14 protein-coding genes are annotated in these 13,965 nt (G+C 63.4%); 10 read left to right on the forward strand and 4 right to left on the reverse strand.

Annotation, left to right across the window (positions count from 1 at the left end; genetic code table 11):
* Window positions 1-10: 10 nt before the first annotated feature.
* The 8 genes from yidC to dapE all read left to right on the forward strand — a co-directional run bounded on the left by yidC (window position 11) and on the right by dapE (window position 8,269).
* The gene (yidC, locus tag HB630_RS18750) at window positions 11-1,888 is read left to right on the forward strand and encodes a membrane protein insertase YidC (RefSeq protein WP_213773762.1); all 1,878 of its coding nucleotides are present in this window, start codon (window positions 11-13) and stop codon (window positions 1,886-1,888) included.
* Between the two features lie 152 nt (window positions 1,889-2,040).
* Window positions 2,041-2,694, forward strand: coding sequence for a ribosome biogenesis GTP-binding protein YihA/YsxC (gene yihA, locus HB630_RS18755; RefSeq protein ID WP_213773763.1), 654 nt, complete (start codon window positions 2,041-2,043; stop codon window positions 2,692-2,694).
* Entirely contained in the window at window positions 2,694-3,071 is a 378-nt protein-coding gene (locus HB630_RS18760; RefSeq protein ID WP_213773764.1) for a DUF423 domain-containing protein, read from the forward strand. The genes yihA and HB630_RS18760 overlap by 1 nt, the downstream gene beginning before the upstream one ends.
* Window positions 3,072-3,164: 93 nt before the next feature.
* Window positions 3,165-4,061 carry an acetylglutamate kinase gene (argB, locus tag HB630_RS18765; RefSeq protein ID WP_213773765.1) on the forward strand — a complete coding sequence of 299 codons (897 nt, stop codon included), beginning with the start codon at window positions 3,165-3,167 and terminating at the stop codon, window positions 4,059-4,061.
* 161 nt (window positions 4,062-4,222) lie between these two features.
* A complete protein-coding gene (locus HB630_RS18770) occupies window positions 4,223-5,209 on the forward strand; it encodes a DUF1036 domain-containing protein (protein ID WP_213773992.1) in 987 nt (328 codons plus the stop codon).
* A 33-nt stretch (window positions 5,210-5,242) separates the two neighbouring features.
* The gene (locus tag HB630_RS18775; protein WP_213773766.1) at window positions 5,243-5,938 is read left to right on the forward strand and encodes a pyrimidine 5'-nucleotidase; all 696 of its coding nucleotides are present in this window, start codon (window positions 5,243-5,245) and stop codon (window positions 5,936-5,938) included.
* Window positions 5,939-6,147: 209 nt separating this feature from the next.
* On the forward strand, window positions 6,148-6,993 hold the full coding sequence (gene dapD, locus HB630_RS18780) for a 2,3,4,5-tetrahydropyridine-2,6-dicarboxylate N-succinyltransferase (RefSeq protein WP_213773767.1): 846 nt from the start codon (window positions 6,148-6,150) through the stop codon (window positions 6,991-6,993).
* 109 nt (window positions 6,994-7,102) lie between these two features.
* Window positions 7,103-8,269 (forward strand): succinyl-diaminopimelate desuccinylase, encoded by a 1,167-nt coding sequence (gene dapE / locus HB630_RS18785; RefSeq protein ID WP_213773768.1) that lies wholly within the window; start codon window positions 7,103-7,105, stop codon window positions 8,267-8,269.
* A gap of 20 nt (window positions 8,270-8,289) precedes the next feature.
* Here the strand turns inward: dapE and truA are convergent, their stop codons facing one another.
* From truA to def, 3 genes are all read right to left on the reverse strand, one after another.
* Window positions 8,290-9,027 carry a tRNA pseudouridine(38-40) synthase TruA gene (truA, locus tag HB630_RS18790; RefSeq protein WP_213773769.1) on the reverse strand — a complete coding sequence of 246 codons (738 nt, stop codon included), beginning with the start codon at window positions 9,025-9,027 and terminating at the stop codon, window positions 8,290-8,292.
* Window positions 9,027-9,959: a methionyl-tRNA formyltransferase gene (gene fmt / locus HB630_RS18795; protein ID WP_213773770.1), complete on the reverse strand. Its 933-nt coding sequence runs from the start codon at window positions 9,957-9,959 to the stop codon at window positions 9,027-9,029. The genes truA and fmt overlap by 1 nt, the downstream gene beginning before the upstream one ends.
* 140 nt (window positions 9,960-10,099) lie before the next feature.
* A complete protein-coding gene (gene def / locus HB630_RS18800; protein ID WP_213773771.1) occupies window positions 10,100-10,627 on the reverse strand; it encodes a peptide deformylase in 528 nt (175 codons plus the stop codon).
* 171 nt (window positions 10,628-10,798) lie between these two features.
* On the opposite strand from def, the gene rmuC reads away from it, so the two are divergent.
* Window positions 10,799-12,007, forward strand: coding sequence for a DNA recombination protein RmuC (gene rmuC / locus HB630_RS18805; RefSeq protein WP_213773772.1), 1,209 nt, complete (start codon window positions 10,799-10,801; stop codon window positions 12,005-12,007).
* Window positions 12,008-12,086: 79 nt separating this feature from the next.
* The gene (locus tag HB630_RS18810; protein WP_213773773.1) at window positions 12,087-13,460 is read left to right on the forward strand and encodes an MFS transporter; all 1,374 of its coding nucleotides are present in this window, start codon (window positions 12,087-12,089) and stop codon (window positions 13,458-13,460) included.
* A gap of 55 nt (window positions 13,461-13,515) precedes the next feature.
* Here HB630_RS18810 and HB630_RS18815 read toward each other — a convergent pair whose 3' ends face one another.
* Window positions 13,516-13,944, reverse strand: a complete 429-nt coding sequence (locus HB630_RS18815) for a hypothetical protein (RefSeq protein WP_213773774.1) — start codon at window positions 13,942-13,944, stop codon at window positions 13,516-13,518.
* Window positions 13,945-13,965 lie beyond the last annotated feature (21 nt).

Here is a 13,965-nt window from a genome sequence, read left to right on the forward strand (position 1 = left end):
ACCTTGAACGATGAATGATAATCGCAACACCATCCTCGCCGTCATTCTCTCCGGCCTGGTGCTGATCGGCTGGCAATACTTCTTCAACCTGCCGCAGATGGAGAAGCGGCGCGCCGCCGAGCAGGTGCAGAGCGAACTGGCGAAATCCGTGCCGCAGGCCCAGACTGCCGGCACTCCGCAGGGCGGATCGACGCCGGCACCCACCGCCAATACGCCCGGGACAGAGCAGCCCAATGCGCCGATCGTCGACCGCGAGGCGGCGATTACTTCAGCCCCGCGCATCAAGATCGACACTCCGCGTCTGGCCGGCAGTATTTCGCTGCGGGGCGCGCGCATCGACGATCTGTCGCTGGTGCAGTTCCGCGAAACCGTCGATCCGGCCTCGCCCGCGATCGTGCTGTTCGCACCTTCGGGCACCGAGAGCCCATATTACGCCGAATTCGGCTGGGTCCCGGCCGGCGGCGCCGCGTTAAAGACCCCCGACCAGAACACCTTGTGGCAGCAGGAGGGCGCAAACAGCCTGACGCCGACCAGCCCGGTGACGCTAAAATACGACAATGGCGACGGCCTCACCTTCCACCGCACCATTTCGATCGACGACCATTACCTCTTCGCCATCAAGGACGAAGTCACCAATGCCGGCACCGCGCCGGTCACGCTTTATCCGTTTGCGCTGATCTCGCGGCATGGCGCCCCGAAGGTCGCGGGCTACTATATCCTGCACGAAGGCCTGATCGGCTATCTCGGTGACGACGGCCTACAGCAATACGCCTACAAGAAAATCGACGATGCGGCGGCGTTGCCGAACCGGCCCAACGCCAAGGGCGTCGAATTCAACGTCACCAACGGCTGGCTCGGCATCACCGACAAATATTGGGCGGCGGCGTTGCTGCCGGACACCAACGCCCATCTGAAGGCGAGCTACTCCTCAAGCCAGATCGGCAACGTCAGAACCTACCAGACCGATTATCTGGAGGATCCGCAAACCATTGCGGCCGGCGGCACTGGCAGCGCCAATGCGCGGCTGTTCGCCGGCGCCAAGGAAGCCAGCGTCGTCGGCATCAACTTTCCGGTCGGCGGCTTCGGCGGCTACAACAAGGCGCTCGACCTCAACCATTTCGATCTGCTGATCGACTGGGGCTGGTTCTATTTCATCACCAAGCCGATGTTCCTGGCGCTGGACTTCTTCTACCACCTGGTCGGCAATTTCGGCCTCGCGATCCTGCTGGTGACGGTGCTGGTGAAGCTGTTGTTCTTCCCGCTCGCCAACAAATCCTATGCCTCGATGGCGAAGATGAAATCGGTGCAGCCGCAACTGGCCGCGCTGAAGGAACGCTATCCCGACGACAAGGTGAAGCAGCAACAGGAGATGATGGAGATCTACCGCAAGGAAAAGATCAACCCGATCGCCGGCTGCCTTCCGGTCGCGTTGCAAATTCCGGTGTTCTTCTCGCTTTACAAGGTGCTGTTCGTCACCATCGAAATGCGGCACGCGCCGTTCTACGGCTGGATCAAGGACCTGTCGGCGCCGGACCCGACCAACCTGTTTACCCTGTTCGGACTGCTTCACTTCGATCCCACTCAATTGCCGCTGTTCGGGCATTATCTGGCGCTCGGCGTCTGGCCGATCATCATGGGCATCACGATGTGGTTCCAGATGAAGCTCAACCCGACGCCGCCGGACCCGACCCAGCAGATGATCTTCACCTGGATGCCGCTGATCTTCACGTTCATGCTGGCAGGCTTCCCCGCGGGCCTCGTGATCTACTGGGCCTGGAACAACACGCTGTCGGTGCTGCAGCAAAGCATCATCATGCGCCGCAACGGCGTGAAGGTGGAGTTGTTCGATAATCTCAAGGCCACGTTCGCTTCGAAGAAGGCGACGTAGTTTCGTTCGGATCACCTCGATCCCTCATCCTGAGGAGCGGCCTTCGGCCGCGTCTCGAAGGATGAGTGGTTTTTGATTCTCTTGGGCCCCATGGTTCAAGACAGCGCTGAAGCGCCTCCTCGCCATGAGGAGTTGCAACCGGAAGCCATCGCATGACCGCAGACATCGACGATGCGGAGCTGATCGAGCAGGGCCGCAAGCTGTTCGCCGGCGACTGGCAATTCTTCTGGGCGGCGCCGTCGATCGAAACGCTGCCGCCGATGGCCGGCCTGGAAATCGCCTTCGCCGGCCGCTCCAATGTCGGCAAATCCAGCCTGATCAACGCCCTGACCGGCCGCAGCGGCCTGGCCCGCACCTCGCATACGCCGGGCCGCACCCAGGAATTGATCTTCTTCGAGGGCCCCGAAAGGGCTCACTTCAGGCTGGTCGATATGCCCGGCTATGGTTACGCCTCTGCGCCCAAGGCCAAGGTCGCGTCCTGGACCGCGCTGATTCACAAATTCCTGCAGGGAAGATCGAGCCTGGCGCGGGTCTATGTGCTGATCGACGCCCGGCATGGCCTCAAAGAGGTGGACCTTGACGTGCTGAAGACGCTCGACCGGTCAGCGGTAAGCTATCAGGTCGTGCTCACCAAGGCCGATCAGGTGAAACACTCCGAACTGGATGCGACGATGGCAGCCACCACGGCAGCGCTCGCCAAACATCCCGCCGCCTTTCCCGAAGTGCTGGCGACTTCCTCGCGTACCGGCGCCGGAATGGCCGAACTGCGTGCCGCGATGGTGCGCCTGCTCGACGAGCGCCACTGATGGAATCCCGTCTGTTGCGCCTTCCGGTCGTCCTGGCCGGCGTCATGGGCGCCTTTGGCGTCATCCTGGCCGCGGGCGCCGCGCATCTGCCGGACGCCGCACGGCTGGCATCGGCGTCCTCGATGCTGCTGTTTCACGCCGTGGCGGTGCTCGCTGCCGTGGCGCTGGCCGAGCGCGGCATCATCCATCGCAGGATCGGTATCCTGGCCGCCTGGGGCTTTGTCATCGCCGCTTCGCTGTTCGCCGGCGATCTGGCGCTGCGGCAATATGCCGGCCAACGCCTGTTTCCGATGGCCGCACCGACGGGCGGAACGCTTCTGATCGCGAGTTGGCTCGTGCTTGCGGTCGCGGCGGCATGGCCGCGCCGCAGCACCTGAATCATTTCAGGACATGCTTTTAAGGGCATGCTTTGCGCCATGCCCGCCAATCGGATAGAACCCGCCGATCCTCCCGACCGTGAGAGCTCCTTCATGACCGACGCGCCAAATATCAGTCCGCTCGATCAGGCCCGCATCCTGTCCGAGGCGCTGCCGCATATGCAGCAGTATGACGAAGAAACCATCGTCATCAAATATGGCGGCCATGCCATGGGCGCGGAGGACATCGCCAAGGCATTTGCACGTGACATCGTGCTGCTCGAACAGACCGCCATCAATCCGGTGGTGGTGCATGGCGGCGGGCCGCAGATCGCAACCATGCTGAAGCGGCTCGGCATTCATTCGGAATTCGCCGCCGGCCTGCGCATCACGGACGCCGCCACCATCGAGATCGTCGAGATGGTGCTGGCGGGCTCGATCAACAAGCAGCTGGTCGGCTACATCAACGAGGCCGGCGGCAAGGCCGTCGGCCTGTGCGGCAAGGACGGCAATATGGTGACGGCGTCGAAGGTGACGCGCACCATGGTCGATCCGGACTCGAACATCGAGAAGGTCGTCGATCTCGGCTTCGTCGGTGAACCCGAGAAGGTCGACCTGACGCTGCTGAACCAGCTGATCGGCCATGAACTAATCCCGGTGCTGGCGCCGCTGGCGACGTCGAAAGAAGGCCAAACCTTCAACGTCAACGCCGACACCTTTGCCGGCGCGGTCGCCGGCGCGCTCAAAGCCAAACGGCTGCTGCTGTTGACCGATGTTCCCGGCGTGCTCGACAAGTCGAAGAAACTCATTCCGGAACTCTCGATCAAGGACGCGCGCAAGCTGATCGCCGACGGCACCATTTCCGGCGGCATGATTCCCAAGGTCGAAACCTGCATCTATGCGCTCGAACAGGGCGTGGAGGGCGTCGTCATCATCGACGGCAAGACCCAGCATGCGGTGTTGCTCGAACTGTTCACCAACCAGGGAACGGGAACGCTGATCCACAAGTGACAACACCAGCAGCGGCGCGAATGACAACGGTCATGGCCGGATTTATTCCGGCCATCCACGTCTTGTTTTTCGGCCACCGGGAAGACATGGGCGCCCGGAAGCGCCGGCAGGTTCACGATCCAAGGACCGGGCGCTCTTCCTCGACGTTCCCCCCTATATCGATGGCGCTTGCCGCAGCGATCGTCTCATTTCTGGCATCTTCAGCGCCGGCCCATGCGGACCTGAAAATCTGCAACCGCATGAGCTATGTGGTCGAGGCCGCGATCAGCATTGACGACAAGGCCACGACGGCGACGCGAGGCTGGTTCCGCATCGATCCCGCAATGTGCCGCGTCGTCCTGCAGGGCCCGCTGACCGGGGATCGTGTTTTGCTCAACGCCCGGGCGCTCGGCGTCTATGGCGCCTCGCCGATCCCGCAGAACGGCAGCGATATGCTGTGCGTCGCACCGGATGATTTCGTGATCGCCGCCGCTCGCCAGTGCCGCTCGGGGCAAACGCCGGCCCCCTTTACCCAAGTCACGCCGACGCAAGCCGAGGACGGCAATATGGCCGCCTATCTTGCCGAAGACAGCGAATATGACGACGAGCAGGCGAGGCTCGCCGGCATCCAGCGCCTCCTCGTCATCGCGGGCTATGATGCAGCCCCGATCGACGGCGTCGACGGCCCGAAGACGCAAGGCGCGCTCGCCTCGTTCCTGAAAAGCCGTGGGCTGCCGCCCGACTCTGTGCAGTCCGCGAATTTCTTCGCGACCATGATCGACGCGGTGCAGGCTCCCTCCTCCAGCGGCCTGACCTGGTGCAACGATACGCCGCACAAGGTCGTGGCAGCGGTCGGCGCCGACGACGGCAAGACCGTCACCAGCCGCGGCTGGTACCGCATCGATCCCGGCAAATGCCTGCATCCCGACGTCACGGGGCAGCCCAGGCAGATTTTCAGCTTCGCCGAGGCGGTCGACGCCGACAACCGCACCATCAAGCTCAAGGACAAGCCGCTGAACTGGGGCGGGACGAAGCTGCTCTGCACCCGCGACAGCAAGTTCGAGATCACCGAACAGGGCGACTGCGCCACCCGCGGCCTCGCCGCCACCGGTTTTGCCGCAGTCGATATCGGCGGCGGCGGCAAAACCTTGCGCTTTACGATGCCATGATGAGCCGCCTTGTGTTGACGAGTTGAGAGAGCCATGAAAACAACCCATTCCTTCGCCCATGTCGATACCTGGGTGTTCGATCTCGACAACACGCTGTATCCGCATCACGTCAATCTGTGGCAGCAGGTCGATGCACGGATTGGCGAGTTCGTCGCCGCTCATCTCAACATTTCTCCGTCAGAAGCGCGGCTGATCCAGAAGGATTATTATCGCCGCCATGGCACCACCATGCGCGGCATGATGACCGAGCATGGTGTCAGCGCCGACGATTTCCTCGCCTATGTGCATCGGATCGACCATTCCCCGTTGCAGCCGAATCCGGCGATGGGGGTTGCGATCGCCAAACTGCCCGGACGCAAGCTGATCCTGACAAACGGCTCGACCGATCATGCCGACGCGGTGCTGGCGCGGCTCGGCATCGGGGCGCATTTCGAGGCGGTGTTCGATATCATCGCCGCCGAGCTCGAGCCGAAGCCGGCGCCGCAGACCTACCAGAAATTCCTCAGGATTCACGGCATCGATCCTGCGAAATCAGCGATGTTCGAGGATCTGGCGCGCAACCTCGTGGTGCCGCACCGGCTCGGCATGACGACGGTGCTGGTGGTGCCCGACGGCAGCAAGGAAGTGGTGCGCGAGGACTGGGAACTCGAAGGCCGCGGCGCGGCTCATGTCGATCATGTCACCGACGATTTGACGGGGTTTTTGCAGAGACTGGACGAGACGCCATAAACTCGGTCTTGTCATCCCAGCGAACGGCAGGACCCATATGGGGCCGCCAGCTCCGCATAAAAATGAGATTTGTGGTTATGGGTCCTCGCTTTCGCGAGAACGACGAATGGAGGGAGGCGGCCCGGACGACGCCAGCCACCTTGACTCTCTCCTCCCAAATTCCGAAAAAGCCCGTCAACTGGCCGTCATAATATTTACAAGGAATCCCGATGTCGCTCGCCTCCCTTGAATCCACCATCAACGCCGCGTTCGACGCCCGCGACGGCATCTCCACCTCGACCCAGGGCGAGGTCCGCGAGGCCGTGGATCACGCGCTCGAACTGCTCGACAAGGGCGAGGCGCGCGTCGCCGCGCGCGAGGCCGACGGCAAGTGGAAGGTCAACCAGTGGCTGAAGAAGGCGGTGCTGCTGTCGTTTCGCCTCAACGACATGAGCACGATTCCCGGCGGCCCCGGCCAGGCCTCCTGGTGGGACAAGGTGCCTTCGAAATTCGACGGCTGGGGCGAGAACCGGTTTCGCGACGCCGGCTTTCGCGCGGTGCCCGGCGCCATCGTCCGCCGCTCGGCCTTCATCGCCAGGAACGTGGTGCTGATGCCGTCCTTCGTCAATCTCGGCGCCTATGTCGACGAGAGCACCATGATCGACACCTGGTCGACGGTCGGCTCCTGCGCGCAGATCGGCAAGCGCGTCCACATTTCCGGCGGCGTCGGCATCGGCGGCGTGCTGGAGCCGTTACAGGCCGAACCCGTGATCATCGAGGATGATTGCTTTATCGGTGCGCGTTCGGAAGTTGCCGAAGGGGTGATCGTGCGCAAGGGCGCGGTGCTGGCGATGGGCGTGTTCCTCGGCGCCTCGACCAAGATCGTCGACCGCGACACCGGCGAGATTTTTGTCGGCGAAGTCCCGGAATACGCCGTGGTGGTGCCCGGTACGTTGCCGTCCCGGCCGCTGAAGAACGGCCAACCCGGTCCCGCCACCGCCTGCGCCGTCATCGTCAAGCGCGTCGACGAGCGCACCCGCGCCAAAACCAGCATCAACGAACTGCTGCGCGACTAGCGCCTTATCGGTTCTGATTGAATCAGAACCGGACTCTAACATTTTGTTTTGACGCGTTTTCCTCACGCAAACCGGTATCCACTTCGCTCGAAAACGCTATAGTTCCCGCATGAACGACGCTCTTTCGATTGCCCGTGACCTGATCCGCTGTCCGTCGGTAACCCCGGCCGACGCCGGCGCCTTGGGCGTGCTCGAAAACATCCTGAAAGCGGCCGGCTTCGAGACCCATCGCATCACCTTCAGCGAACCCGGCGCTGCCGATATCGACAATCTCTATGCCCGCATCGGCTCCGAGGCGCCGCACATCACTTTCGCCGGACATACCGACGTCGTGCCCGCGGGCGACGAGGCCGCATGGTCGCACGGCGCGTTCTCGGGCGATGTGAAGGACGGTTTTCTCTACGGGCGCGGCGCGGTCGACATGAAAGGCGGGATCGCCAGCGGCGTTGCCGCCGCGCTCGGCTATCTTGCCGACCATGGCGGAAAACCTCGAAAGGACGGCGGGGGATCGATCTCCTTCCTGATCACCGGCGACGAAGAAGACATCGCCGTCAACGGCACGGTCAAGCTGCTGCAATGGGCCGCGGCGCGCGGCGAGAGATTCGACCATTGCGTGGTCGGCGAACCCAGCAACGTCGAAACACTCGGCGACTGCATCAAGATCGGCCGCCGCGGCTCGCAATCCGGCACGCTTTATGTCGACGGCGTCCAGGGCCATGTCGCCTATCCGCATCGGGCTGCGAATCCGGTGCCGGATATCTCGCGGCTGATCGTCGCGTTGAGCGATGAGCCGCTCGATCACGGCAGCGCGCAATTCCAGGCGTCCAACCTCGAATTCACCTCGGTCGACGTCGGCAACCCCGCGAGCAACGTGATCCCCGGCCAGGCGCGCGCGAAGTTCAACATCCGCTTCAACGACCTCCATACCCAGGAGACCTTGAAGGCCCTGGTCGAGGAGCGCATGGCCAGGGCTGCCGGCAACCGCATCCGTGCGCGGATTGTATGGGAGCCGTCGAACGCCAATGTGTTCGTGACCAGGCCGGGCGCCTTCACCGATCTAGCGGTCGCGGCAATCGAAGAGGTCACCGGCCGCAAGCCGGAACTCTCGACCAGCGGCGGCACGTCGGACGCGCGCTTTATCGCGAGCTACTGCCCGGTGATCGAATTCGGGCTGGTCGGCCAGACCATGCATCAGGTCGACGAGCGCACGCCGGTCTCCGATCTGGAGAAACTGACCAAGATCTACCGTGGCGTGCTGGATCGGTATTTTACTTGAACTGACGGCCGCACGCCGGGCTAATAATCCACCCGCACCAGATATAATCCATCCGGTGGCGCGACCGGGCCGCAGGCAGTGCGGCTGCGGGACTCAAGCGCCTTCTGCAAATCATCGGCGTTCCAGCGGCCTTCGCCGACCCAGACCAGCGAGCCTACCATCGAGCGCACCTGGCTGTGCAGGAACGAGCGCGCCGAAGTGATAATATTGACGGCCTCACCATCCCTGACCACATCGAGTTGATCGAGCGTCTTCTCCGGCGATTTCGCTTGGCATTCGGTGTCGCGAAACGTCGTGAAGTCGTGCTTGCCGACCAGCCGCTGCGCCGCGTCATGCATCGCAACCACATCCAGCGGCCGGGGCAGCCGCCAGACATGGCCGATGTCGAGCGCGAGATTGGCGCGGCGATTGGCGATGCGATAAAGATAATGCCGCTTTTTCGCGGAGAATCGCGCTTCGAACGTGTCGGGCACGATTTCCGCGCTGAGCACCGCGACCGGATGCGGCCGCAGATGCGCGTTGAGGCCGTCGCGCAGCCGGCCCGGCGGAAAAGGTTTGGCGATGTCGCAATGCGCAACCTGCGCCAGCGCATGTACGCCGGCGTCGGTTCGCCCGGCGCCGTGAACGCGGACAGGTTCGCCGCAGATCGCCTTGACCGCGATTTCCAGCGCACCCTGCACCGAGGCGCCGTTCTCCTGGATCTGCCAGCCGCAGAACGGGGCGCCGTCATATTCAATGATGAGCTTGTAACGGGGCATCAGGCCAGCCGCGCCGGAGGCTTCAGCGGCGTGCCGCGCAGAAACTCCGCCGCCTGCATCGGCTGCTTGCCGGCGCGCTGCAGTTCGAGAATCCGGATCGCACCTTCAGCGCACGCCACCGCGAGATGATCGTCGAGCAGTTCGCCGGGCGCGCCCGATCGATCGAGCATTTCACAGCGCAGGATCTTGACCCGAACCTGCTCGCCTTCATCAGCCATTTCGCACCATGCGCCGGGAAACGGCGACAGCCCGTGAATGTGGCGCAGCACGGCGTGGGCCGGCCTGTTCCAGTCGATCCGCGCTTCGGCCTTGTCGATCTTGGCGGCGTAGGTCACGCCGTCATCACCCTGTTTGGTGAGTTGCAGCCCGCCGCGATCGAGCGCCGCCATCGCGCGCACCATCAGATCGCCGCCGAGTCGCGCCAGCGCATCATGCAGATCGAGCGCCGTCATCCGGTCCGTGATCGCGATGCGCTCGGCCATCGCGATGTCGCCGGTATCGAGGCCGGCATCCATCTTCATCACCATCACGCCGGTCTCGGCGTCGCCCGCCATGATCGCGCGGTTGATCGGCGCCGCCCCGCGCCAGCGCGGCAGCAGCGAGGCGTGCAGGTTGAAACAGCCAAGCCTGGGGGCGTCGAGAATGGCCTGTGGCAGGATCATGCCGTAGGCGACGACCACGGCGGCATCCGCCTGATGCGCGCGGAATTCCTCGATCGCTTCCGGCGTCTTCAGCGTGGCTGGCGTCAGCACGGGAATGCCGAGCCGCCGCGCCTCCTGCTCCACAGGCGTCGGTTGCAGCTTCATGCCGCGCCCGGCAGGTTTTGCAGCGCGGGTGTAGACGGCTGCGATCTCATGGCCATGGGCCGCGAGTTCCAGCAGCGTCGGCACCGCGAAATCCGGCGTACCCATGAAGATCAGGCGGAGCGGCATAACTTCGTGCCTTGTTTGAGGGCGTCCATTTTACCCGTCATGGCCGGGCTTGTCCGGCCATCCATACCTTGAATCCTCGGCAAGGAAGACATGGATGCCCGGCCCGAGGCCGGGCATGACGGCGGACAAACCTTGGCCTATTATTCCGCCGCGCGTTTCGCGGCCTTGGCGAATTTCTTCAGCACGCGGTCGCGCTTCAACTTGGAGAGATAGTCCACGAACAGCACGCCGTTGAGATGATCGATCTCGTGCTGGATGCAGGTGGCGAACAGGCCTTCGGCCTCCTCCTCATGCACCTTGCCGTCAAGATCCGTGTAGCGCACCCGCACCTTCGCCGGCCGCTCGACCTCCTCGTAATATTCGGGGATCGACAGGCAGCCTTCCTCGTAGACCGATGTTTCTTCCGACGAGGACAGGATTTCCGGATTGATGAAGACGCGGGGCTTCGGCGTGGTTTCGCCGTTTTCGTCCTTTTTCGCCAGATCCATCGTGATCAGCCGCACCGGCTGCGCGACCTGAATCGCGGCGAGCCCGATGCCGGGGGCGTCGTACATGGTCTCGAACATGTCGTCGGCGAGCTTGCGGATCTCCGACGTCACCTTCTCGACAGGTTTCGACACCAGCCGCAACTGCTTGTCCGGCAGGATGATGATTTCTCTAATGGCCATGGCGGGCGATTTAAGCTGCTGATTTGCGGGGGTCAATCGCCGCGGGGGCGTGTTAACCAACTGCTAACCATGAAATTTAAGACGGCGTTAACCACGAAAATTAATCCATCACTAAGCATATATGTTCCCCCTTCGTTCGCGCCAAGGCGTCGAATCGGCTACAAGGACGATATGAATCAGATTCTTTTCATGGCCGGCGACTGGCCGATCCGGGTGGGGGTGGCGCTGACCGGTTTCGGGGTGCTCGCTTTATTGCTGTTGCTTGCAATCGCGATCGTGGTCGCCCGCTCCGGCCGCCGCGGCGCGGAACTGGCGATGGCGCAGGCGATCCGCGCCAGCGAACTGGAAGAGCGGTTGAACGACATGCTTCGCGCGCAAAGCGAAGCCACCGGGCGCGTCGACGCGATGGGACAGGCGCTCGCAGGTCGCCAGGCCGAGATGGCGCGCACGGTCAGCGAGCGGCTGGATTCGGTCAGCCATCGCGTCGGCCAGTCGATGGAGCAGACAACCCGCAACACCATGGACTCCCTGCGCGTGCTGCATGAGCGGCTCGGCATCATCGATAACGCGCACAAGAATCTCACCGACCTCACCTCGCAGGTGACCACCCTGCGCGACGTGCTCGCCAACAAGCAGTCGCGCGGTGCCTTCGGCCAGGCGCGGATGGAAGCGATCGTCCAGGACGGCATGCCGCAGGGCTCTTACGAATTCCAGTTCACGCTTTCGACCGGCAAACGGCCGGATTGCGTGGTGTTCCTGCCGGACACGCGGCCGCTCTGCATCGACGCGAAGTTTCCGCTGGAGGCCGTGACCGCGCTGCATGACGCGCGCACCGATGAGGAAAAGAAACTCGCCGCGCAACGGCTGCGCGCCGACGTGATGAAGCATGTCAGCGACATTGCCGAGAAATATCTGATTCCCGGCGAGACCCAGGACAGCGCGCTGATGTTCGTGCCGTCGGAATCGGTCTATGCGGAGATTCACGACGGGTTCGACGACGTGATCCAGAAGGCCTATCGCGCCCGTGTGGTGCTGGTGTCGCCATCGCTGTTGATGCTGGCGATCCAGGTGATGCAGCAGATCCTGAAGGACGCGCGGATGCGGGATGCCGCCGACCAGATCCGCACCGAGGTACTCAATTTGGGCGACGACCTCGGACGCTTGCGCGATCGCGTGCTGAAGCTGCAAAAGCACTTTGGCGACGTCAACGAGGACGTTCGGCAAATCCTGATTTCCGCCGACAAGATCGAAAAACGCGCCGGCCGGATTGAAGAACTCGATTTCTCCAAGAGCGACGCGCCCGCCGAAGCCCCCCGCACGGCCAAACCGGGTGTGCCCGAACTGTTCCCGCTGCCGCGCCAGCTGCTGGCGGGGGAATAGTCCTTTCCTCTGTCCGTTCGGCTTTCCACGCTCTTTTATAAGGGAAGAGCGGAAACAGAGAATCTGCTAGCACTGCGGCATGGTTGCACCTGAAGCCGCGTCCCAGCCGAACGCCTCCACACCGTCATCGCCCGAACCCTCCTGGCGCGAGGGGCTGGCGGTGTATCTGCAACGCCGGGTGCTGATCGTATTGCTGCTCGGCTTTTCCTCCGGCCTGCCGCTGGCGCTGTCGGGGTCGACATTGCTCGTATGGATGCGCGAGTCCGGCGTCGATCTCGGCACCATCGGCCTGTTCGCGCTGGTCGGCACGCCCTACACGCTGAAATTCCTGTGGGCGCCGCTGGTCGATGCGCTGCATGTGCCGCTGCTCACGCGCGGCTTCGGCCGAAGGCGCGGCTGGCTGGTGTTCTCGCAACTGCTCCTGATCGCCGCGATCCTGCTGCTGGCTCTGACCGATCCCGCGCGGTCGCCATTGTTCGTGGCACTCGGCGCGCTGCTGGTCGCCGCAACGTCGTCGACGCAGGACATCGTGGTCGACGCGTTTCGCGTCGAGAGCCTGCCCGAGAGCGAGCAGGCGGCCGGCATGGCGTCCTATGTCGCGGCCTACCGTATCGGCATGCTGGTCTCGACCGCCGGCACGCTGTTCATCGTCAGCGGATTCGAGAGCACCGGCATCGCACGAACATCCGCATGGATGTGGGGCTATGCGACGATGGCCGCGCTGGTTCTGATCGGCACCGCGACGGCGCTGGCCGCCACCGAACCCGAGCCATCGGTACGCGCGGAGGCCGCCACCAGTGCCGAGACCGCATTGTCGCGGGTGCTGCATGCCGCGACCGGCGCGTTCTCCGAATTTCTCGCGCGCAAGGACGCCTGGGCGGCGCTCGCCTTCGTGGTGCTGTTCAAATTCACCGATGCGTTTTCCGGCACCATGACCGCGCCGTTCGTGATCGACCTCGGCTTTTCCCGCAACGACTATGCCGCTATCGTCAAGGGCGTCGGCCTCGCCGCGACCCTGACCGGAGGTTTCGCCGGCGGCTTCGTGGCGCGGCGTTATTCGCTAGCCGCAAGCCTGTGGATCGGGGGCGCGCTGCAAGCGGTGGCCAATCTGGCGTTCGCCTGGCTGGCGCTGGCCGGCATCAACGAATGGGCGCTGGCCTTTGCCATCACCGCGGAAAACTTCACCAGCGCCATCGGTACCGTGATCTTCGTCGCCTATCTGTCGGCGCTGTGCCAAAATCCGCTGCACACCGCGACCCAATACGCGCTGCTGACAGCGCTCTCGGCCGTTGGACGGACCTATCTGTCGTCAGGCGCGGGTTACGTCGCCAGGGCCGTGGGCTGGCCGCCGTTCTTCGTCATCTGCGTCTTCGTCGCAGTTCCAAGCCTGATCCTGCTGGCGTGGCTGCAAAGACGCGGTCATTTCGACGCGCTGGAAACGGGGAAGGTCTGATTTCTTCATAGTCCCGGCAAACGGGTAAACGCGAGTCGGGAACGACACGAATAATTCAATGCCTCGTCACCACACTCCATTTGGTAATCACGGCGTCGCTCATTTGGCCGGCCTCTTGCGAACAGGCGACCTCATCGACCTTCACCGAGACTTCCTTGCCGACGAAGTTTTTCAACTGCGCCACCTGGGTGTCGCTGCTGGTCACGATCTGAAATGTTTCAGGACCGGTTTCGAGGCCGCAGAGGCCCGTCGGGCCCGGCAACCGCCGCGGCTCGCTGCTGATCTGGTAGGTGGCGACGCGCTTGCCGTCCTTGCCGCGCACCCGCATGGCGTTGAGTTCACCCGACAGCACATCGCCGGCCTGAATCGGTTTGGCTGCCTTCGGCGCGGGATCAGCGTCCTGCGCAAACGCAGCAGGTGCGGCAAGCGCCACTGTCATGGCCAACAGCAAGCCGCGGCGTTTGCCGAATCGTCGAATCGTCATGTCCAATTTCCGTCTGTGATG

The organism is Bradyrhizobium sp. dw_78 (assembly GCF_018449525.1).
Taxonomy (GTDB): Bacteria; Pseudomonadota; Alphaproteobacteria; order Rhizobiales; family Xanthobacteraceae; genus Bradyrhizobium.